Origin of the sequence: Microtetraspora sp. NBRC 16547, assembly GCF_030268965.1 — a bacterium.
Taxonomy (GTDB): domain Bacteria; phylum Actinomycetota; class Actinomycetes; order Streptosporangiales; family Streptosporangiaceae; genus Microtetraspora.
In genome coordinates this window covers 256822-277728 of sequence record NZ_BSSE01000003.1, presented here as the reverse complement: position 1 = coordinate 277728, position 20907 = coordinate 256822, and the positions used below count along the sequence as shown (strand labels likewise).

The following is a 20907-nucleotide window of genomic DNA, read 5'->3' as shown; positions in this document are numbered from 1 at the left end:
ATCCTCATCGGGCCAGGACGTACCGGTCACTCAATATCCCCCTTAAATCTTGCTCGCGCGAAGCCGAGATCAGCTCTCGGCACCGCCGAACTCCCGCTCCAAGGATGCGCGCTGGTTGGCACCGAGACCCCGCACACGGCGGGACTCGGCGATACCAAGGCGCTCCATGAGCTGCTTGGCGCGGACCTTGCCCACGCCAGGGAGCGACTCCAGCAGAGCCGAGACCTTCATCTTGCCGACGACGTCATCGGTCTGCCCATCCTTCAGCACCTCAGCCAGAGAAACCGCGCCGTGCTTGAGCCGGTTCTTGACCTCGGCACGCTCCTTGCGAGCCTTGGCAGCCTTCTCAAGCGCCGCCGCGCGCTGCTCGGGAGTCAGGGGAGGAAGAGCCACGCCGGGTCACCTCGAATTTCTGTCGATGTACTCGGACGGGAGGGGAAACTAGCTGGTCTATGCCCTCTCCGGCAACGTCAAGCCATGTTTCTCTCACCACAAAATTGAATCTATTACTTTCCGCACCCGGAAAATCACGCTGTGTCGACGAAAACCGCCTCATCAGCCACGGAAGAGGACCGGCCCTCGAACCGCCTCCGAACCGCCTCCGAAGCGCCTCCGAGACGTCTCCGAAGCGTCTCTGAGGCACCCCGAAAGCCGGACGCGAAACCGCTCCGCACGCCGGCTCCGAGACCGCCCCGGACCTGCCCGAGAACGGCGCCGCGGCTGTCGTCTCGCCCTCCCGGAGCATCCTCCGAGGGCGTCTCCGAGGCGTCTCCGAGGTATCTCCGAGGCATCCGCGGGGCGACCCCGGGGCGTCAGGGAGGGCCGCCACGAGAGCCGTGAGGACGGCCCCGAGACGGCCGTGACGCGACAGCGGGAAGAATCTGGGATGATCTTTGCCACAAGGACTCGGCGACGGCCCTCCGCACGCCGCCGAGCGCCTTTCAGCGTGCCCGCGAAGCGTCCGCCGCCGAGCGGGACACGTCCACCTTGCGGAGGGCGGCGGCGATCGTCGCGGCGGCCGCGCCCGGGTCCGGCGAGCCCGTGATGGGACGGCCGATCACCAGAAGATCGGCCCCGTCAACGAGCGCGTCCTCGGGGGTCGCTACTCTGGCCTGATCCTGAGTGTCGGCGCCGGCGGGCCGGACACCCGGGGTGATCAGCGTGATTCCGGGCCCGACCTCGGCCCGCACCGCGGCGACCTCGCGGGGCGAGCAGACGAGGGCCTGGGCTCCGGCGCCCACGGCGAGAGCCGCCAGACGGCGTACGGAGTCATCGGGGCGTCCTTCGAGTCCGATCGCGGCGAGATCGGCCTCCGAGAGCGAGGTGAGAACCGTCACGGCCGCGATCTTGGTCTGCGGGCCCGCCGCGTCCACGGCGGCCCGGATCATCGCGGGCCCTCCCGACGCGTGGACGGTCAGGATGGACGGCTTGAGCCGCGCCACGGCGCGGGTGGCCCCGGCGACCGTGTTGGGAATGTCGTGCAGCTTGAGGTCCAGGAAAACCCGCACGCCGCTCGCCCCGCGCACCGAAGCGATCACGTCGGGCCCGTAGCGAAGGTAGAGTTCCAACCCGACCTTCACCGTCGAGACATGGGGTGTCACCAGACTCGCCCATCGGGCCGCGGTCTCCAGATCGGGCGCGTCGAGGGCGACGGCGATGGGAGCGGGGGTCACAGGGAACTCTCCTCCAGATCGATACGGTTCCGGGGTCCGGCCCCGGCGGGTCGGTGCGCCAGCCCGACGGCGTCGGCCAGGCGGTCGAAGCCGCGCGCCTGCAGGAGCTCCTCCAGCTCCCTCAGGATGCGCTGGCAGGCAAAGGGGTCATGGAACAGGGCCGTACCCACGGCGACGGCACACGCGCCCGCGAGGACCAGCTCAAGGGCATCCCTGCCGGTCATCACGCCGCCCATGCCGACGATGGGGACGCCTGGAAGGGCCGCGTGGACCTGCCAGACGCAGCGGACCGCGAGCGGCCTGATGGCGGGCCCGGAGAGGCCGCCGGTGCCGGCGGCGAGCGACGGCCGCATCGTGTCGACGTCGACGCTCATGCCGAGGGGCGTGTTGATCATGGACAGGGCGTCCGCTCCCCCGTCCACGCACAGGCGCGCCAGCGAGACGACGTCGGCCACGTCCGGCGCGAGTTTGGCGATCACCGGGACGTCGTAGTTCGTCGCCGCCCGCACGGACGCGACGACCTCCGCCGCGGCGGAGCCGTCCCGGGCGAAGACCCGGCCCCGGTCCTCGACGTTCGGGCAGGACAGGTTCACCTCGACGGCCGTGATCCCGGGAGCGCCGGCCAGCCGCCGGGCGAGGGCGGTGTACTCCGCCACGCTGCCGCCACCGATGGAGACGATCGTGCGTGCTCCCCGCTGAGCCAGCCAGGGCAGCTCCCGCTCCGCGAACACCTCCACGCCCGGCCCCTGAAGGCCCACGGCGCTCAGCATGCCCGACGGCGTCTCCGCCATCCTGGGCGTCGGACGCCCGGCTCTCGGGACCATCGTGATCGACCGGGTCACGAACGCGCCGATCCGCGTCACGTCGAAGAACTGCGCCAACTCCCGGCCCGTGCCCCCGCATCCGGAGGCGGTCAACACCGGGTTGGGCAGCTCCACATGACCCAGATAGCTTCGCAGATCAACGGCCATACCGCTCCCCACCCCGGCCCGAGGCGCCGCCGTACTCACCCATGCCGACCCCCAGGAGCGCCCAGAGCGTCGAACGGAATCGTCCCCACGTCGTCGAAGCGGACCCTCTCCCCGAGGAACACAGGACCGTCCGTACAGGCCCGGACCATCCGCGTCACACCGTCCTCGTCGATCACAGGGACGACGCAGGTCATGCAAATGCCCACACCGCACGCCATGGCCTGCTCCACCGACACCTGCGCCGGGATGCCGAACTCGGCGCACACCGCCGTCACGCCGCGCAGCATCGCCATCGGCCCGCACGCGTACACCACGTCCGCCCGCGCGTCCGCGATCACGCCCGCCAACACATCGGTGACCTCCCCGCGCATGCCCAGCGAACCGTCCTCCGTCGTCAGCGTCGTCGTCTCCCCCATCCGGCGGGCCCGCAACGCGCCGAACACCCGGTCCGCGCTGGACGCCCCCAGCACGAAATCGACCCGGCAGCCGCGCCGCTGCAGGACGTCCGCCAGCACGAATAGCGACGCCGAGCCGTACTCGCCGCCGACCAGCACGCACGTGCACGGATCACGCGGCAGCGGGAAGGGACGGCCCAGCGGGCCCACCAGATCAAGCGTGTCCCGCGCCCTGCGCTCCGCCAGCCATGCCGTACCCGGACCCCGCACGCTGAACACGAACTCCACCGTGCCGCCGTAATCCGGCTTCACGTCATGGATCGCGAACGCGCGCCGCGTCAACATCGAGGTGTGCGGCCCGCCCACGCCGACCGTGACGAAGTGGCCCGGCCGGAACCGGTCGGCGACGGCAGGCGCCACGACGGTCAGCGCGTGATAGGCCTCCACCCGCCGCGTCGTCAGCACCGTTCCCGTCACCTGAACCGGGGAACCGGCCACTCCCTCACCTCCGCCGCCGTGGCACGGGCCCGCCGTCCCGCGACACTCAGTCCCTCAGCCCCATGCCGACGGCCGGCTTCGCTCCCTCGCTCACTTCGCGGACCCCGCGTCGTGCCGGAGGCGCGCCCCCAGCACCGTCCTCGCGGGCCACTCCGCTCGCTCAGTCCCTCAGCCTCCGTACCCTTGGTCGGCTTCGCTCCCTCGCTCACTTCGCGGACCGCTCGTACCTCGCGGGCCACTCCGCTCGCTCAGTCCCTCAGCCTCCGTGCGTGCTCCTGGAGCGACCGTACGCCCACGTCGCCGCGGACGATGTGCTGGATGCCCTGAACGGCCGCCGCGAGTCCCTGCACCGTGGTGATGCAGGCGATGCCGCGCGTGACGGCGGCGGTGCGGATCTCGTACCCGTCCAGGCGCGGCCCGGACTGGCCCGGGCTGCTGAACGGGGTGTTCACGATCAGATCCACCTCACCGTCCAGAATGCGCCGCACGATCGTCGGCTCGCCGTCGGGACCCGTCCCGTCGCTCTGCTTGCGCACGATCTTGGCATGGACGCCGTTACGGCGCAGCACCTCCGCCGTACCCTCCGTGGCCAGGATCTCGAAGCCGAGATCCGCCAGCGCCTTCACCGGGAAGATCGCCGCGCGCTTGTCCTTGTTGGCCACCGACACGAACGCCCGTCCCTTGGTCGGCAGATCGCCGTAGGCGGCCGCCTGGGACTTGGCGTACGCGGTGCCGAAGAACTCGTCGATGCCCATCACCTCGCCGGTGGAGCGCATCTCCGGGCCCAGCACCGTGTCCACCCCGCGGAACCGGTTGAACGGCAGCACCGCCTCCTTCACCGCGATCGGCGCATCCAGCGGCAGCGTCCCGCCGTCCCCGGCGGCGGGCAGCATGCCCTCCGCCCGCAGCTCCGCGACGCTCGCCCCGAGCATCACCCGGGCGGCGGCCTTGGCCAGCGGGACGGCGGTGGCCTTGGACACGAACGGCACCGTCCGGCTGGCGCGCGGGTTCGCCTCCAGCACGTACAGGACGCCGGCGGCCATCGCGTACTGCACGTTCAGCAGGCCGCGCACGCCGACACCGCGGGCGATGGCCTCAGTGGCGGCGCGGATCCGCTTGATGTCGAACCCGCCCAGCGTGATCGGCGGCAGCGCGCAGGCGGAGTCGCCGGAGTGGATGCCGGCCTCCTCGATGTGCTCCATCACACCGCCGAGGTAGAGCTCCTCGCCGTCGAACAGGGCGTCCACGTCGATCTCGATCGCGTCATCGAGGAACTTGTCGATCAGCACCGGGTTGTCCGACGCCTGTACGGCGTCCGCCATGTAGGTGCGGAGGGTGCCATCGTCGTAGACGATCGCCATCCCGGCCCCACCCAGCACGTACGAGGGACGGACCAGGACGGGGTAGCCGATCTCCTCGGCGATCGCCTGCGCCTCCTCCACGCTCAGCGCGGTGCCGTGCTTGGGCGCGGGCAGGTTCGCCTCGGCCAGCACCCGGCCGAACGCGCCTCGCTCCTCGGCCAGATGGATCGACTCCGGCGGCGTGCCGACCACCGGCACCCCGGCGTCCTTGAGCGCCTGCGCCAGGCCGAGCGGGGTCTGCCCGCCCAACTGGACGATCACCCCGGCCACCGGGCCGGTGGCCTGCTCGGCGTGCACGACCTCCAGCACGTCCTCCAGGGTGAGCGGCTCGAAATACAGCCGGTCGGAGGTGTCGTAGTCGGTGGAGACCGTCTCGGGGTTGCAGTTGACCATCACCGTCTCGAACCCGGACCTGGCCAGCTCGAAGGAGGCGTGCACGCAGGCGTAGTCGAACTCGATGCCCTGCCCGATCCGGTTCGGGCCGCTGCCCAGAATGATGACCTTGGGCCGGTCCCCGTGCGGGACCTCGCTCTCCTCGTCGTACGTCGAGTACAGGTACGGGGTCGCGGCGGCGAACTCGGCGGCGCAGGTGTCCACCGTGTTGTAGACCGGCCGCACACCCAGGCCATGGCGTACCTCGCGGACGTGCGGCTCCGCCGCTCCGAGGATCTCGGCGATCTGCGCGTCGCTGAATCCGTACCGCTTCGCCCGAAGGAGGGTCGCGGCGTCCAAACCGGTGATGGAGTGGGCGACCTCGTCGATCGCGAACAGCTGGTCGATGAACCACGGATCGACCCTCGTCGCCTCGAACAGCTGCTCCGGCGTGGCCCCGGCGCGGATCGCCTGCTGCATCGTGCGCAGCCGCCCGTCATGCGGCCTGCGGCACGCCTCCAGCAGCTCGCCGAGGTCGCCGGGGTCGCCGGTCCAGGAGAACGAGGAGCCCTTCTTCTCCAGCGACCGCAGCGCCTTCTGCAGCGCCTCGGGGAAGGACCGGCCGATCGCCATCGCCTCGCCCACCGACTTCATGTGCGTCGTGAGGGTCTGATCGGCGCCGGCGAACTTCTCGAACGCGAACCGCGGAACCTTGACCACGATGTAGTCCAGGGACGGCTCGAACGAGGCCGGGGTCTCCTTGGTGATGTCGTTGGGGATCTCATCCAGCGTGTAGCCGATGGCGAGCTTGGCGGCGATCTTCGCGATCGGGAAGCCCGTCGCCTTGGACGCCAGCGCCGACGACCGCGACACGCGCGGGTTCATCTCGATCACGATCATCCGGCCGCTGGCCGGGTCGACCGCGAACTGGATGTTGCAGCCGCCGGTGTCCACCCCGACCTCGCGGATCACCGCGATCGCCACATCCCGCATGTTCTGGTACTCGCGGTCGGTCAACGTCAACGCCGGGGCGACGGTCACGCTGTCACCGGTGTGCACGCCCATCGGGTCGATGTTCTCGATCGAGCACACGATCACGACGTTGTCGGCTCGGTCGCGCATGACCTCGAGCTCGTACTCCTTCCAGCCGAGGATCGACTCCTCAAGGAGCACCTCGGTGGTCGGAGAGGCGTCCAGCCCCGCCCCGGCGATCCGGCGCAGGTCCGCCTCGTCGTAGGCGAACCCCGAGCCGACACCGCCCATCGTGAACGAGGGCCGCACCACCAGCGGATAGCCCAGCTCATCGGCCGCGGCCAGGCAGTCGTCCATCGAGTGGCAGATCACACTTTGCGCGGACTCGGCGTTCAGTCCGTGCTCGGCCGCGACCATGGCGACGATGCCCTTGAACCGCTCGCGGTTCTCCCCCGCCTGGATCGCGTCGAAGTTCGCGCCGATCAACTCGACGCCGTAGCGCTCCAGCACGCCGGACTCGTGCAACGCGACCGCGGTGTTCAGCGCGGTCTGCCCGCCCAGCGTGGGCAGCAACGCGTCCGGCCGCTCCTTCGCGATGATCTTCTCGACGATGTCCGGGGTGATCGGCTCGACGTAGGTGGCGTCGGCGAACTCCGGGTCCGTCATGATCGTGGCCGGGTTGCTGTTGACCAGGATGACCCGGAACCCCTCGGCTCGCAGGATCCGGCAGGCCTGGGTGCCCGAGTAGTCGAACTCGCACGCCTGCCCGATCACGATGGGCCCGGAGCCGATCACCATGATCGACTCGATGTCCGTGCGCTTAGGCACCCTTCTCCCCCGTTTCGCTCGTCGTCTCCTGCGGGCCGCCGCTCGCCCGCTCCATCAGCTCGCAGAACTCGTCGAAGAGGTATGCGGCGTCGTGCGGCCCGGCCGCGGCCTCCGGGTGGTACTGCACGCTGAAGCCCGGGTAGTCGAGCAGCCGCAGCCCCTCCACGCAGCCGTCGTTCAGGTTCACGTGGCTCACCTCGGCCCGGCCGTACGGCGTGTCGAACGGCCCGTCGAGCGGGGCCTGGACGGCGAAGCCGTGGTTGTGCGCCGAGATCTCCACCTTGCCGGTCCTGCGGTCCTGGACGGGCTGGTTGACGCCCCGGTGGCCGTACCGGAGCTTGTACGTGCCCAGCCCCAGCGCCCGGCCGAGGATCTGGTTGCCGAAGCAGATGCCGAAGAACGGCCGGCCCGAGTCGAGCACGCCGCGCAGCGCCTCGACCGCGTAGTCCGCGGTGGCCGGGTCGCCCGGCCCGTTGGAGAAGAACACGCCGTCCGGCTCGATCGCGAGGATGTCCTCCGCCGTCGCGGTCGCCGGGAGCACGTGCACCTCGCACCCGCGCTGGGCCATCCGCTCCGGCGTCATCGCCTTGATGCCCAGGTCGACCGCCGCCACCGTGAACCGCTTCTCGCCCGTGGCCTTCACCACGTACGGCTCGGCCGTCGAGACCTGCTTGGCCAGGTCCGCGCCCTCCATCCCGGGCGAGCGCCGTACCCGCTCCACCAGCTCCTCTGTACCGGCTCGCGCCGGGTCCGCGCCGGTACCGGCCAGAGCCGCACCGGAGAAGATCCCGGCGCGCATCGCACCGCGCTCGCGCAGATGACGGGTGAGCGCCCGCGTCCCCGGCATCGCGATGCCGACCACGCCCTGCTCGCGCAGGTAGTCCTCCAGGCTCGTGGTCGACCGCCAGTTGGAACGGATCCGGGACGGCTCGCGCACGACGTAACCCGAGACCCACACCCTGCCGGACTCCGGGTCCTCCTCGTTGACGCCCGTGTTGCCGATGTGCGGCGCGGTCATCGCCACGATCTGCCGGTGGTACGACGGGTCGGTCAGCGTCTCCTGGTAGCCGGTCATCCCGGTGTTGAAGACAATCTCACCGAAGGTCTCGCCGACGGCCCCGAAGGCCGTCCCCTCGAAGACCCTGCCATCCTCCAGCACGAGCAACGCCGTGTTCACGGTCCCGCTCTCCTCGCTCAGTCCCTTGCTCATCGTCACACCAGCTTCCCTTCGAGAACGGTCGGGCGGCCGCGCAGCAACGTGGCCACGACCCGGCCAGGAAGCGTCAAGCCCTCGTACGGCGTGTTGCGGCTCTTGGAGACCATCGCCGCCGGGTCCACCGCCGTGCGGACCGAGGGGTCGTAAAGCGTGATGTTCGCGGTGGCGCCCGCCTCCAGGGGGCTGCCGTGGCCGCTCAGCCTGCCGATCCTGGCCGGCCGGTAGGACATGCGGTCGGCGATGCCGGCCCAGTCGAGCAGGCCGGTCTCGACCATGGCCTCCTGGACCACGGAGAGGGCGGTCTCCAGACCGATCATGCCCATGGCCGCCGCGGCCCACTCGGTCTCCTTGTCCTCGACCGGGTGCGGAGCGTGGTCGGTGGCGACGCAGTCGATCGTCCCGTCGGCGAGCGCCTCGCGCAGCGCCTGGACGTCCTCGTTCGTGCGCAGCGGCGGGTTCACCTTGTAGATCGGGTTGTACGGCCCGGCCGGGGAACGCTCCACACACGAGTCGGTGAGCAGCAGGTGATGCGGGGTCACCTCGGCGGTGACGTCCCAGCCCTTCGACTTGGCCCAGCGGATGATCTCGACGGAGCCCGCGGTGGAGACGTGGCACACGTGCAGCCGGGAGCCGACGTGCGCGGCCAGCAGGCAGTCGCGCGCGATGATCGCCTCCTCGGCGACCGCCGGCCACCCCGTCAGGCCCAGCCTGCCGGAGACCTCTCCCTCGTTGACCTGGGCGCCCTCCGTGAGGCGCGGCTCCTGGGCGTGCTGCGCGACGACGCCGTCGAACGCCTTGACGTATTCCAGCGCCCGGCGCATGAGCACAGCGTCGGAGACGCACTTGCCGTCGTCGGAGAAGACCCGGACCCGGGCCGCGGAGTCGGCCATGGCGCCGAGCTCGGCGAGCTGCCTGCCCTCCAGCCCGGACGTCACGGCGCCGACCGGCTGGACGTCGCAGTAGCCGTACTCCTGGCCGAGGCGCCAGACCTGCTCGACCACACCGGCGGTGTCGGCGACCGGCGAGGTGTTGGCCATGGCGTGGACGGCGGTGTATCCGCCGCGCGCGGCGGCCTGGGTACCCGTCTCGACGGTCTCGGCGTCCTCGCGGCCGGGCTCGCGCAGGTGGGTGTGCAGGTCCACCAGGCCGGGCAGCGCGATCAGGCCGGTCGCGTCGATCGTCTCGGCCTTGCCCGCCTTGGCGACGGTCGCGCCGATCTCGGCGATCACGCCGTCCTTGATCAGGATGTCGCTCGGGTCGCCGCCGAGTACGCGGGCGTTCTTGATGAGGATGGTGCTCACAGGTCTCCCCCGATCGCGGGCTCGGACCCGCTCAGCAGCAGATAGAGAACGGCCATGCGGACGGTCACCCCGTTGGCCACCTGCTCCACGATCGTCGAGCGGGGCGAGTCGGCGACCTCGGCGGAGATCTCCATGCCGCGGTTCATCGGCCCGGGGTGCATGACGATCGCGTCGTCGTGCAGGCGGGCGAAGCGCTCACGGTCCAGGCCGTAACGGCGGCTGTACTCCCGCGCGGACGGGAAGTAGGCGGCGTTCATCCGCTCCAACTGCACGCGGAGCATCATCACGACGTCCGACTTCGGCAGGATCGCGTCGATGTCGTACGAGACCTGGCAGGGCCAGGTGTCGACGGACACGGGCAGCAGGGTCGGCGGGGCGACCACGGTCACCTCGGCGCCGAGCGCGTGCAGGAGCAGGACGTTGGAGCGGGCGACCCGGCTGTGCAGGACGTCACCGACGATGGAGACCTTGAGCCCGTCGATCCTGCCCATCCTGCGGCGCATGCTGAACGCGTCGAGCAGCGCCTGGGTGGGGTGCTCGTGGGTGCCGTCGCCCGCGTTCACCACGCTGCCGCGCACCCAGGTGGCCAGGCGGTGCGGGGCGCCGGAGGCGCCGTGCCTGATGACGACCGCGTCGGCGCCCATGGCCTCGAGCGTCAGCGCGGTGTCCTTGAGCGACTCGCCCTTCGACACGCTCGACCCCTTGGCCGAGAAGTTGATGACGTCGGCGGACAGCCGCTTGGCCGCGGCCTCGAACGAGATGCGGGTCCGGGTCGAGTCCTCATAGAAGAGGTTGACCACCGTGCGGCCGCGCAGCGTCGGCAGCTTCTTGATGGAGCGCTCGGAGACCCGGGCCAGCTCCTCGGCGGTGTCAAGGACGAGCAGAGCGTCGTCGCGGGTCAGGTCGCCCGCGGAGATCAGGTGCCGCTTCATCGTGCTCACCGCTCCCCGTTCTCTTCGCCGGCCGCGGGCCGGTCGTCCCCCTTGACGAGCAGTACGGCGTCGCGCCCGTCGATCTCCTCGAGGTAGACCTTCACCTTCTCGCTCTTGGAGGTCGGCAGGTTCTTGCCGACGTAGTCGGCCCGGATGGGCAGCTCGCGGTGGCCGCGGTCGACCAGGGTGGCGAGCTGGACGGCGCGGGGACGGCCCACATCGTTGAGCGCGTCGAGCGCCGCGCGGACGGTCCTGCCGGAGAAGAGCACGTCGTCGACGAGGACGACGGTCCTGCCGTCGATGCCGTCCGCGGGAAGGTCCGTACGGCCGAGCGGGCGGGCCGGCCGCAGCCGGAGGTCGTCGCGGTACATCGTGATGTCGATGGCGCCGACGGGCACCTTCACACCCTCGAACTGGGAGATGCGGGCCGCGATCCGGTGCGCCAGCGTGGCGCCGCGGGTGGGGATGCCGAGCAGCACGACCTTCTCCGCACCTTTGGTGCGTTCGAGGATCTCGTGCGCGATCCGGGTCAGCGCCCGGTGGATGTCGGGGCCCTCAAGGACCGCTCGAGCCTGATTTCGGGCATCGGACATGGAGATATCACCACCTTTCCCGCCTCACAGGACGGGTCTTAAAGGGTGTCTGGCGGCCTCACACTACCAGCACGGCCCGAGGGCGCCCGACGGGGTCACCCCCTCCTGCCAGCGGCGATGCCCCCGCGAGCGGGCGCGTTCGCTCTGGGCGTCACTCACCGGAAAACCCGAGGCAGGCTCCGATGGGGGGATTGAGGAGAGAACACTGTTTGGCGCTCTTTTTTCCAATCGGCTTGACCTTTGACAGTGGCGGCTTTACCGTCACTGTCCGTAACCACAACACACGACCTTCCTGGGTAAAACCCGACGCAGCGGTCACCGAAGGTGCCTGACTCAGGCACCGGCCCCGGTGTTCCCCGCATACGGGACGAGGAAGCAGAATCAAGTGAGAACAGACATAGAGAGCCGGGGGCCACACGATGCCGTCTGACTACGCCAAGTCGCTTGGCGCGCGACTGCGCGCGATCCGCACCCAGCAGGGCCTGTCTCTGCACGGGGTCGAAGAGAAGTCCCGTGGCCGGTGGAAGGCCGTCGTGGTTGGCTCCTATGAGCGTGGCGACCGCGCGGTGACCGTGCAGAAGCTGGCCGAGCTTGCCGAATTCTACGGTGTTCCGGTGTCGGAGCTGCTCCCGGGCGGGGCCTCGCCCAGCCCGCTGGCCCCCGCGCCGAAGCTTGTCATCGACCTGGAGCGGCTCTCGCAGCTTCCGAAGGACAAGGCCGGCCCGCTCGCCAGGTACGCCGCGACCATCCAGAGCCAGCGTGGTGACTACAACGGCAAGGTGCTGTCGATCCGCCAGGAGGACCTGCGCTCGCTTGCGGTCATCTATGACAAGTCCCCGGCAGAGTTGACCGAGGAGTTCATCAACTGGGGTGTTCTCGACGCGGAGGCCCGCCGGGCCGTGGAGTCCTTCTGACGCTCCGCACCGTCATCCAGCGCTGAACACGCATGATCGAATCGGGGCCCCGAGCCGCCCGGCCCGGCCGCTCGAGGTCCCGATTCGCGTTTCGATCCCATGCCCTTGGGGCCGCTGGGACGCGGACCTATCCCGCCATCGGGAGAGCCGACTGGCCGGGCACCCCGAGGATCGCCTCGATCTCGCCGACGAACCTGTCCGCCTCGGCGATGAGCTCCTCGGCGTCCCGCTGACTGACGACACGCGTCATCCCCGCCTCGGCCGCGGCGCGCTTGGTGGCGCTCACCGTGAAGTAGGCCGCCCACTCCGCCAGCTTCGGCTCCGCCTCGGGCAGCAGCTCCCAGGCGCTGCGCAGCCGGCGCCGCCGGCCGTCCATCGGCCGGGGACGAGCGGCGAGCACGGCCGCGGCCGCCCGCAGCGCCGCGAGATGCGCCGACACATACCTGTCCGCCGGGGTGGTGCCGCCAAGAGCGTCCGCCAGGCAGGCCCGGGCGTCCGCGAGATGCGCCAGAGCGGCCTGCGGGATCTTGGGCCCGCTCCTGCGGTCATCGACCTGTCCAGTCACGCCCGCCTCCTCGAGTGGTGGCCTCCGGCGGTGCTCGCCGGTGAGATCACACTTGCAGACCGCACCGACAATTTGTCACGGCCGACTTGTCACGGCGGCCGGACGAGGAGCTTCCCCTCTCCCCGTCCGGCCCACGCCGTGGACCGCACCGCGCTCGTCTCCGCCGACGACGAAGGCACGGCATCCAACGGGATGAATGCGAGCCGCGAGTCCCGCACTCACTGCCTCGAACATAAATTCGACCAGGTTCACTGTCAAGCACCATAGCGAACAAGGGTTCGATTGATCATGTGACGGCGGTACGGGGGAATGACCTCCGAAAACACGAAAAGCCCTACGGGCAAGGGACTCACGATCGCAGCGGCCTGAGTCGCCGATCGGGAACCTCCCGGCGTGTCGAGTGAGCCGGGCGCAGGACCGGCGTGCGCCCATAGCGTGCCCGGTCGACCCCGACGGTGCACGGGTGTCGACCACCGGAGCCCCGCGGGCATGGTTCGGGCCCGAGGCGAGGCGCCCCGGGCCCGGTGTGAATCGCTCGCAGATCGGTGCCGATCGGCGTCGACCGGCGTGTCGTCAGCGGACGAACTTGCCGCGCACATGCACCGGGACGCCGGTCCCGAGCAGGCCGGGCAGGATCTCGGCCACGTTCATCGGCAACCGGACGCAGCCGTGGGACGCCGGATAGAGCGGCACGGACAGCGCGCCGTGGAAGGCGATGCCGCCGTTGAAGAAGATCGGGTTGTACAGCTGCCCCAGGTAGGACCGGTGCCATCCGCTCCGGCGCCAGGTCGTCTTGTAGTCACCCGTCGGCGTCCTGGCGCTGCCGGTGAACTTCGTCCGCTTGCCGTTCCACATGGCGTACTCGGTGTACGGGATCCCGCTTCCGGAGGAGATGTGCGAGATGATCTTCACCTCACCCCCGGAGTACAGCACCATGACCTGCTGGGTGAGGTTGACCTCGACCCGGTCCGGCTTGCCGCCCGGCACCAGGACCTTGGGGGCCTTGGGGCTCTCCAGGGCCCGCCAGGTGCGGCTCGCCACCGTGCTCGTCGGCGTGATGCCCTGCACCTTCTGGAACGCCCACACCGCGGCCTGCGTGGTTCCGCCGTACTGCCCGTCGAGCGCGCCGGGCATGTAGCCGAGCTCCTTCAGCCGGGACTGCAGCGCCTTGACCTCGGTCCCCTTCGCGCCGAGCGTGAGCGTACGGCCCGGTGCGGAGAACGCCGTGAACGCGGCGGAGGCCGCGCGAACTCCCGAGCCGGCCGTGGCCGCGCTCGCCGGCGTCACGAGCACGGGTGCCGTGCTCATCGACGCCGTGCTCATCGGCCCCGTGCTCATCGGCGCCGTCACTGGAGCGCCGGCGGCCGCCGGCCGCACGTGTTCGGCCCCCGCCGTGCCGCAGCCCGCGAGCGTCACAGCCCCCACCGTGACCAGCGTCGCGACGGCAGGCCACCGTCGAGCCCCCATTCGGATCAACCCTTTCAGTCGTCTCAGTTTTGGATCAAAGGACATTAACGCACGGAACGAATGTCCCCGGTACTAGCCACAGAGCCGTAATGCGTGGCCCATGGCTTGTCATCCTCATTAGAGTTGCCTGATGCCGGAAAAGTTGCATCCCAACGTCGCCCGCGTGGCAGAGGTCCTGCGTTCCCATGACGTCGAGGGTGATGTCGTGGTCCTTCCCGAGTCCGTGCCGACCGCCGTCGCCGCCGCGGCCCAGCTCGGCTGCGAGGTCGGGGCGATCGCCAACAGCCTGATCTTCGATGCGGACGGAGCACCACTCCTCGTGCTCACCAGCGGAGCCCACCGTGTGAACACCGAGCTGATCGCGGGGCTCGTCGGCGCGGCGAAGGTGCGGCGGGCCACGCCGGAGTTCGTACGCGAGCACACGGGGCAAGCGATCGGAGGGGTCGCGCCGGTGGGCCACCCGGCGCCGGTGCGCACTCTGGTGGACACGTGGCTGGGCAAGTACGACGTCGTGTGGGCAGCGGCCGGGCACCCGCACACGGTGTTCTCCACGTCGTTCGACGAGTTGCTCAAGATGACCGGTGGCACCGCCGCCGAAGTGGAATAGGCCGTCGCGATCCCGGCCGGGCACTCGCCACGGGCCGCCCGTGGCCGGGATCGCCCCGAGTGGTGATCGAATCGTGACCTCGTGATCAGGTCACGCTCCCCGGATGCATGTCACGGGATTTCCGCGTCTTTCCGTAAATATCCACAGAGCTCCGCGCGGACGGCCGTCATTCACCTCCACCGGACGGCCGATGCCCGCCCGAGACGACTTTGCTAGTCTGCGGAAAGTGATCGAATTGCGACGCGTCGGACCCGACGAGTTCATCGGGGTACTCGACACGGTGCTCGCCATCTACACGGCCGCCATGCGCCCGCCCTCCGATCAGATCTCCGGCCGTCGCGGCATCATGCGCAATCACGCGACTTATCCGGAATTCGTCTGCGTCCTCGCCGAAAGTCCCGAGATCATCGGTTTCGCGTACGGCTTCCACGGAATGCCGGGCCAGTGGTGGCATGACATCGTCGCAAGGTCCCTGACGGACCAGTCCGGCCCTCTCGCCGCCGATGAGTGGTTCGGCGACGCGCTGGAGATCGCGGAAATTCACGTTCTCCCCGGCCACCAGGGCAAGGGCATCGGCCGCCGGATGATCCACGCGGTCTGCGAGGGCCGGCCCGAGCGCACGGCCGTGCTCTCGACGCACGACGCGCCGACCGTGGCCAGGCGGCTCTACCGCAGCATCGGCTTCGCCGATCTCATGACGGGGTTCGCCTTTCCCGGCGGCCGCGAGAGCTACGTGATCGCCGGAACGAAGCTCCCTCTCGCCCCGACGAGCTGAACCCGCGGATGCCACCGGAACCGCGGGAACCGGCCGGGGCTCTCCGAGAGCCCTCTGACGGGCCGGACCCGCTCAGACGGTCAGCGTGGCCGGGCTCGGGGACAGCGCCTGGAAGACCTCACGGGTGGCGCTCGACTTGTTGAAGGTGATGAAGTGGACCCCCGGCGCGCCCTCGTCGAGCAGCGTCTGGCACATCTCGGCGGCGTGCTCGACGCCCAGGCGGCGCACCGCGGCGGGATCGTCGGCGACCGCCTCGAAACGGGCCGCCACCTCGGGCGGGAACGGCGCACCCGACAGCTGCTCCGAGCGGGCGATCGTGCTCATCTGGGTCACCGGCATGACGCCCGGGATGATCGGCGTGTCGCAGCCCTTCGCGACCACCCGGTCCCGCAGGCGGAGGTAGTCCTCCGCACGGAAGAACATCTGGGTGATGGCGTAGTCGGCTCCGGCCCGGCACTTCTGCACGAAGTGCTCCGTGTCCGACTCGATCGTGGCGGACCGCGGGTGCTTGTACGGGAAGGCCGCCACACCCACGCAGAAGTCACCGGACTGGCGGATCAGCCGGACCAGGTCCTCGGCGTACTGCACGCCCTCGGGGTGCCTGATCCACTCGTCGAGCGGGTTGCCGCCGCGCGGGTCGCCGCGTACGGCCAGGATGTTGCGCACGCCCGCGTCGGCGAACCTGCCGATCAGGTGGCGCAGCTCCTTGATGGAGTGATCGACGGCGGTGAAGTGCGCGACCGGCGTGAGCGTCGTCTCGTGGGCGAGGCGCTCGACGATGTCGACGGTGCGGTCACGGGTGCTGCCGCCCGCGCCGTAGGTCACGGACACGAAGGTCGGCCGCAGTGCCTCAAGCTCACGGATGGCACGCCACAGCTGCCGCTCCCCCTCGTCGGTCTTCGGCGGGAAGAACTCGAACGAGAACGATCGCTCCCCCGCGGCGAGCATCTCGCGGACCGTGGGGACGCGGTCGGGAAGTCGTGACGGGAGACCCAAAGCCATGGTGACAAGGCTACCGTCCCGCTCTCCGGCCGGTCGCCTGCCCTCTCGCAAACGAATCCGGGTCGCTTTATTACCTCCTGACACTTATGTCTCCCCAGGCCTCCACTGTTCGATCTATGCCGGTTACGCTCAGAGGCATGACCACTTCCGCTGCCCCGCTCGACCTCGTACGTTTCGAAGTGGATCGTTCTCTGCGAAGGTTCCTCGACGACCAGCGACCGTTCTTCGACGACCCCCAGTTCGCCGTGCTGCTGTCCGCCGTGGACGACTTCATCGCCGGTGGCAAGAGGCTGCGCCCCGCCTTCTGTCACTGGGGATGGCGGGCGGCGGGCGGCGACGACGACCCGGCCCTCTACAGCGCCGCGGCCTCGCTCGAACTCCTGCAGGCCAGCGCGCTCATCCATGACGACGTGATGGACGCCAGCGACCTGCGGCGTGGCATGCCGGCGGCGCACCGCCGCTTCGAGCGGCTGCACGCCGAATCCGGCTGGCACGGATCCGCGGAGCAGTTCGGCGAGGGGGCCGCGGTGCTCCTCGGCAACCTGCTCCTCGTCTGGGCCGGGCAGATGTGGCGGACCAGCGGCGTGCCCGACGCCGCCCTCGCCGCGGCGCAGCCGGTCTACGACCACATGCGCACCGAGCTGATGTTCGGGCAGTACCTCGACCTGCTGGAGCAGGCCAAGGGCGAGAGCACCTTCGAGAGCGCCCTGCGTGTCGCGCTGTACAAGAGCGGCAAGTACTCGGTCGAGCAGCCGCTGCGGCTCGGTCTCGTCCTGGCGGCCCGCGGCGTGACGCCGTGGATCGACCGGCTCTGCGTCGAGTATGGCCAGAAGGTCGGCATCGCCTTCCAGCTCCGCGACGACGTCCTCGGGGTCTTCGGCGACCCGGCCGAGACGGGCAAGCCGGCGGGCGACGACCTACGCGAGGGCAAGCGCACCATGCTGATCGCCCGGACGCTGGCCGCCGCGTCCGACTCCCAGGCCGAGGTGGTACGGACGCTCCTGGGCGACCCGAAGCTGGACCAGGAGGGCGTCGAGCGGCTCCGCCTCATCATCGAGGAGACCGGGGCGCTGGCCCAGTGCGAGGAAATGATCAAGCGCTATCTCGACGACGCGCTCCGATCGCTGGAGCGCGCGCCCATCGAGCCCGAGGCGCGGGACGCGCTCGGCGCCCTGGCGGTCGCCGCCACCACGCGGCGTACCTGACCCATCCACCGTCCGCCTGTCCGGCCGCCCCTCGGCGGCGGCCGGACCACGGCCGAAAGGTGCCGCGGGCGGGGGTCTAACCGGGGCCGGGCTCGGCGAATGCCCGCCGGCTGTACGCGAGCAACTCACGCACGGCGGGGCTGTGCGGGCTTCTCCAGACCAGGGCCAGCAAGGCGGGTATCTCGACGTCCTCGATGGTCAGGGCGGTGAGCCGGTCGCGGTAGTGCGCGGCCATCGAGTCGCTGAGGATGGCGACGGCGAGCCCGCGGGCGGCGAGGTCGGCGATGGCATCTGCGGCGCTGGCCTGCAACGCGATGACCGGCTGGAGGCTCTGTGCCGCGCAGGCCTGGTCGAAGACCGTACGCAGGCCGGTCCCTGGTGGCATGCACACGATCGGGTAGGCGCCGAGGTCGCGCAGGGTGACCCGCGGCCGTGTCGCCAAGGGGTGCCCGGCCGGGACCGCCGCGACGAGCCGCTCGCTGATGATCGTCAGCGCGTCCAGCCCGTCGGGGGTGGCGGCCGCGGTCCCGATGAGAGCCAGGTCGACGGCGCCGGCGCGCACTCCCTCGACGAGCCGGTCGGAGTTGTCCTCCCGCAGCGAGATCTCCACGCCGGGATGCGCGCGGTGGAACGCGGCGAGTGCGTCGAACAGTCACGGTGCAGCCGATGACCACCCCGACCGTGAGCCGGCCCCGGATCAGGTCGGTCACCTCGCCCACCGCCTGGCCGACCGCCGCGGCGGCGGCGAGCGCGCTGAACCCCGCCACGGCGAGAACCGGCGTCCGCGCCCAGCAGGTGGGCCGCCTCCCGGGGCGACGAAGATCAGAGGGGAACGGCGTCGAGGCGTGCCCGCAGCGCCGCCGTCGCGGCCGCCGGGTCCTCGGCCTCGGTGATCGCCCGTACGACCACGACCCGGCGTACGCCGTGGGACACGACCTCGTCCAGGTTTCCGAGGTCGAGGCCGCCGATGCCGAACCAGGGCCGGGCCGTATCCAGGCCGGCGGCGTGATCCAGCAGCGCGACACCGGGCGCGGGACGGCCGGGCTTCGTCGGTGTGGGCCAGATCGGCCCGCAGCAGAAGTAGTCCACGCCCGGCTCGGACGCCGCGACCGTCGCCTCGTCCGCGGAGTGGGTGGACCTGCCGATCAGCACGTCGGGCCCGAGGATCTCCCGGGCGACGGACACCGGCAGGTCGTCCTGGCCGAGGTGCAGGATGTCGGGGCCCGCGGCACGAGCGATGTCGGCGCGGTCGTTCACGGCGAGCAGGGCGCCATGCCGGTCGCACGCGTCGCGGAACACCTCGAGCAGCGCGAGTTCCTCGCGCGCCTCCAGCCCCTTCTCCCGGAGCTGGACGATGTCCACACCGGCGGCCAGCACGGCGTCGAGGAACTCGGGCAGATCGCCACGGCCGCGCCGGCCGTCGGTGCACAGGTAGAGCCGGGCGCCGGCCAGCCGCTGTCGGAGATTCACACGACTAACGATGCCATGCCCCGGAGGGTCGGTCAGAACCCGAGGGCCTGCGCCCTGCGCTTGACCTCGGTGTGCCGTCCGGCGCTGATCGCGTCGATCGGCGCCCCTGGCAGTGAGTCGTCGGGTGTGAAGAGCCACCGGATCGACTCGACCTCGTCGAATCCGGCGTCGGCCAGCACGGTGAGCGTGCCGGGCAGGCCCTTGAGCACATCGTCCTCGCCGATGAACTTCGCCGGGATCTGCGGCCCTCCGCCGCCCCTGCGGGCGCCGACGAGCTTCTTGTCCTTCAGTAGCTGCTTGGCTCGGCCGATGGTCAGCCCGAGCCTCTTCGCAACCTCGGGGAGGGGGAGCCACTCCCCTACGAGCTGGTCGGTTCCTCTATCGATCTGTGCAACAGTAAGCGTCACAAATCCACGATTACCACAGGTGGCTGCCGCAAAACACCTCGATTGCGGAGCGCCCGGTAAAGCCTGGCGGACTCCAGCGGCTCCCGCACCGGCCGCTCCGCCGGCCCGTCGCCCGTTCCCGCGCCGGTTTCCAGTCGTTCTCGTACGGGTTGCCGGCCGTTCCAGCGCCGGTCGCCATACTGGATTGCTATGGCAGGGCGCAGTCGCGCAGGGCGGTGGCCGGGTCCGCGATCCCGGCGACGTCCACCCGCTTGCCCGCCTCGATCAGGCGCCGCCCCTGCACCAGGTCCCGGGGGCGGTCGACGGTCAGCACGGCGGCCAGCCGGTCGTCCTCGGTGAGCCAGCAGGCCGCCCACTTCCGGTCCTCCCGGGGCTCGCCCCGCAGGACGAGCCGCGCGCCCTCACGGTACCCGGCGAACTGCACCATCCGGCCGAACTGCTCGGACCAGAAGTACGGGACCGGGTCGTACACCGCGTCCTCACCGAGCAGGGTGGCGGCGGCGGTGTCCGGCGCGCCGAGCGCGGCGTCCCAGTGCTCGACCCGCATCCGCCTGCCGAACCTGCGCGACCACCAGTTGGCGCAGTCGCCCACGGCGACGACGCCGGGGACCGAGGTGCGCAGGTGCTCGTCCACGACGACGCCGTTCTCGAGCTCGACCGCGGAGCCCTTCAGCCACTCGACGGCGGGGCGGACGCCGACGCCGGTGACGACGACGTCCGCGGGGATGCGCGCGCCGGACATGAGCGTCAGGCCGTCGGGGTCGACCGACCTGACCATGGCGCCGAGCCGGAGCTCGACGCCGGCTTCGCCGTACCAGCCGGTGGTGTACGCGCCGACGGTGGTGCCGATGGCGGCGGCGAGGGGCGTCTCCCCCGCCTCGACGACCGTGACGGCGCAGCCGGCCCTGGCCGCGGCGGTGGCGACCTCGGCGCCGATCCAGCCGGCGCCGATGACGGCGACGCGGGCGCCGGGCACAAGCCGGGAGCGCAGCTCGATGGCGTCGTCGATGGTGCGCAGGACGTGCTGCCTGCCCTCACCTCTCAGCCGGACGGGGGTCGCTCCGGTGGCGATGACGAGCCCGTCGAACGCGAGCTCCCCCTCCGTGGTTTCCAGTACGCCGGTCCCGAGCCCCTTGGCGGCGGTCCCGAGAAGCAGCCGCACGTTCAGGGCGTCCAGGTCGGAGTCGACCACAGTGGAGTCGGTCTCTCCGAGCAGCACCGCCTTGGAGAGAGGCGGCCTGTCATAGGGGCGATGACGTTCCTCGCCGATCAGCGTGATCCGGCCGGCGAACCCGTGGGCTCGCAGTGCCTCGATGCTCCGTATCCCGGCCAGGCCGGCGCCTACCACCACGACGTCATCCACGCCCCGACCCTAGATCGGCG

Annotated in this window: 20 protein-coding genes; 4 read left to right on the top strand and 16 right to left on the bottom strand. The window is 70.5% G+C overall.

Annotated features, from left to right (window positions below):
• Nucleotides 1-69 precede the first annotated feature (69 nt).
• From mihF to pyrR, 9 genes are all read right to left on the bottom strand, one after another.
• Nucleotides 70-393: an integration host factor, actinobacterial type gene (gene mihF, locus QSK17_RS06600; protein WP_285703546.1), complete on the bottom strand. Its 324-nt coding sequence runs from the start codon at nucleotides 391-393 to the stop codon at nucleotides 70-72.
• A 548-nt stretch (nucleotides 394-941) separates the two neighbouring features.
• Nucleotides 942-1673, bottom strand: coding sequence for an orotidine-5'-phosphate decarboxylase (gene pyrF / locus QSK17_RS06595; protein WP_285703545.1), 732 nt, complete (start codon nucleotides 1671-1673; stop codon nucleotides 942-944).
• Nucleotides 1670-2644, bottom strand: a complete 975-nt coding sequence (locus tag QSK17_RS06590) for a dihydroorotate dehydrogenase (protein WP_285703544.1) — start codon at nucleotides 2642-2644, stop codon at nucleotides 1670-1672. The genes pyrF and QSK17_RS06590 overlap by 4 nt, the downstream gene beginning before the upstream one ends.
• Nucleotides 2645-2679: 35 nt before the next feature.
• A complete protein-coding gene (locus tag QSK17_RS06585) occupies nucleotides 2680-3537 on the bottom strand; it encodes a dihydroorotate dehydrogenase electron transfer subunit (RefSeq protein ID WP_285703543.1) in 858 nt (285 codons plus the stop codon).
• A 248-nt stretch (nucleotides 3538-3785) separates the two neighbouring features.
• On the bottom strand, nucleotides 3786-7070 hold the full coding sequence (gene carB, locus QSK17_RS06580; protein WP_285703542.1) for a carbamoyl-phosphate synthase large subunit: 3285 nt from the start codon (nucleotides 7068-7070) through the stop codon (nucleotides 3786-3788).
• On the bottom strand, nucleotides 7063-8280 hold the full coding sequence (gene carA, locus QSK17_RS06575) for a glutamine-hydrolyzing carbamoyl-phosphate synthase small subunit (protein ID WP_285703541.1): 1218 nt from the start codon (nucleotides 8278-8280) through the stop codon (nucleotides 7063-7065). Before carA ends, carB begins: the two co-directional genes overlap by 8 nt.
• A gap of 2 nt (nucleotides 8281-8282) precedes the next feature.
• Nucleotides 8283-9587 carry a dihydroorotase gene (locus QSK17_RS06570; RefSeq protein ID WP_285703540.1) on the bottom strand — a complete coding sequence of 435 codons (1305 nt, stop codon included), beginning with the start codon at nucleotides 9585-9587 and terminating at the stop codon, nucleotides 8283-8285.
• A complete protein-coding gene (locus QSK17_RS06565; protein WP_285703718.1) occupies nucleotides 9584-10519 on the bottom strand; it encodes an aspartate carbamoyltransferase catalytic subunit in 936 nt (311 codons plus the stop codon). Before QSK17_RS06565 ends, QSK17_RS06570 begins: the two co-directional genes overlap by 4 nt.
• Before the next feature lie 5 nt (nucleotides 10520-10524).
• The gene (pyrR, locus tag QSK17_RS06560) at nucleotides 10525-11112 is read right to left on the bottom strand and encodes a bifunctional pyr operon transcriptional regulator/uracil phosphoribosyltransferase PyrR (protein ID WP_285703539.1); all 588 of its coding nucleotides are present in this window, start codon (nucleotides 11110-11112) and stop codon (nucleotides 10525-10527) included.
• Between the two features lie 419 nt (nucleotides 11113-11531).
• Here pyrR and bldD point away from each other — a divergent pair, with 419 nt between their 5' ends.
• Nucleotides 11532-12026, top strand: a complete 495-nt coding sequence (gene bldD, locus QSK17_RS06555; protein WP_285703538.1) for a transcriptional regulator BldD — start codon at nucleotides 11532-11534, stop codon at nucleotides 12024-12026.
• A 127-nt stretch (nucleotides 12027-12153) separates the two neighbouring features.
• Here bldD and QSK17_RS06550 read toward each other — a convergent pair whose 3' ends face one another.
• Together QSK17_RS06550 and QSK17_RS06545 are read right to left on the bottom strand one after the other, a co-directional pair.
• Nucleotides 12154-12591: an SAV_6107 family HEPN domain-containing protein gene (locus tag QSK17_RS06550; RefSeq protein ID WP_285703537.1), complete on the bottom strand. Its 438-nt coding sequence runs from the start codon at nucleotides 12589-12591 to the stop codon at nucleotides 12154-12156.
• Nucleotides 12592-13164: 573 nt separating this feature from the next.
• On the bottom strand, nucleotides 13165-14058 hold the full coding sequence (locus tag QSK17_RS06545; protein ID WP_285703536.1) for a L,D-transpeptidase family protein: 894 nt from the start codon (nucleotides 14056-14058) through the stop codon (nucleotides 13165-13167).
• A 130-nt stretch (nucleotides 14059-14188) separates the two neighbouring features.
• On the opposite strand from QSK17_RS06545, the gene QSK17_RS06540 reads away from it, so the two are divergent.
• Both QSK17_RS06540 and QSK17_RS06535 read left to right on the top strand, forming a co-directional pair.
• Nucleotides 14189-14665, top strand: a complete 477-nt coding sequence (locus QSK17_RS06540; protein ID WP_285703535.1) for a YbaK/EbsC family protein — start codon at nucleotides 14189-14191, stop codon at nucleotides 14663-14665.
• Between the two features lie 226 nt (nucleotides 14666-14891).
• Entirely contained in the window at nucleotides 14892-15440 is a 549-nt protein-coding gene (locus QSK17_RS06535; RefSeq protein WP_285703533.1) for a GNAT family N-acetyltransferase, read from the top strand.
• A 72-nt stretch (nucleotides 15441-15512) separates the two neighbouring features.
• Here the strand turns inward: QSK17_RS06535 and metF are convergent, their stop codons facing one another.
• Nucleotides 15513-16442, bottom strand: a complete 930-nt coding sequence (gene metF, locus QSK17_RS06530; protein ID WP_285703532.1) for a methylenetetrahydrofolate reductase [NAD(P)H] — start codon at nucleotides 16440-16442, stop codon at nucleotides 15513-15515.
• Nucleotides 16443-16579: 137 nt separating this feature from the next.
• Between metF and QSK17_RS06525 the strand changes: the two genes are divergently transcribed.
• Nucleotides 16580-17647 carry a polyprenyl synthetase family protein gene (locus tag QSK17_RS06525; protein WP_285703531.1) on the top strand — a complete coding sequence of 356 codons (1068 nt, stop codon included), beginning with the start codon at nucleotides 16580-16582 and terminating at the stop codon, nucleotides 17645-17647.
• Between the two features lie 76 nt (nucleotides 17648-17723).
• On the opposite strand, the gene QSK17_RS06520 is transcribed toward QSK17_RS06525, so the two are convergent.
• The 4 genes from QSK17_RS06520 to QSK17_RS06505 form a co-directional block, all read right to left on the bottom strand.
• On the bottom strand, nucleotides 17724-18257 hold the full coding sequence (locus QSK17_RS06520) for a LysR substrate-binding domain-containing protein (RefSeq protein WP_285703529.1): 534 nt from the start codon (nucleotides 18255-18257) through the stop codon (nucleotides 17724-17726).
• 212 nt (nucleotides 18258-18469) lie between these two features.
• Nucleotides 18470-19117 carry a thiamine phosphate synthase gene (gene thiE, locus QSK17_RS06515; RefSeq protein ID WP_285703528.1) on the bottom strand — a complete coding sequence of 216 codons (648 nt, stop codon included), beginning with the start codon at nucleotides 19115-19117 and terminating at the stop codon, nucleotides 18470-18472.
• Nucleotides 19118-19149: 32 nt separating this feature from the next.
• Nucleotides 19150-19524, bottom strand: a complete 375-nt coding sequence (locus QSK17_RS06510; RefSeq protein WP_285703526.1) for an Rv2175c family DNA-binding protein — start codon at nucleotides 19522-19524, stop codon at nucleotides 19150-19152.
• 187 nt (nucleotides 19525-19711) lie between these two features.
• Nucleotides 19712-20887, bottom strand: coding sequence for an NAD(P)/FAD-dependent oxidoreductase (locus tag QSK17_RS06505; RefSeq protein ID WP_285703525.1), 1176 nt, complete (start codon nucleotides 20885-20887; stop codon nucleotides 19712-19714).
• Nucleotides 20888-20907: the final 20 nt, after the last annotated feature.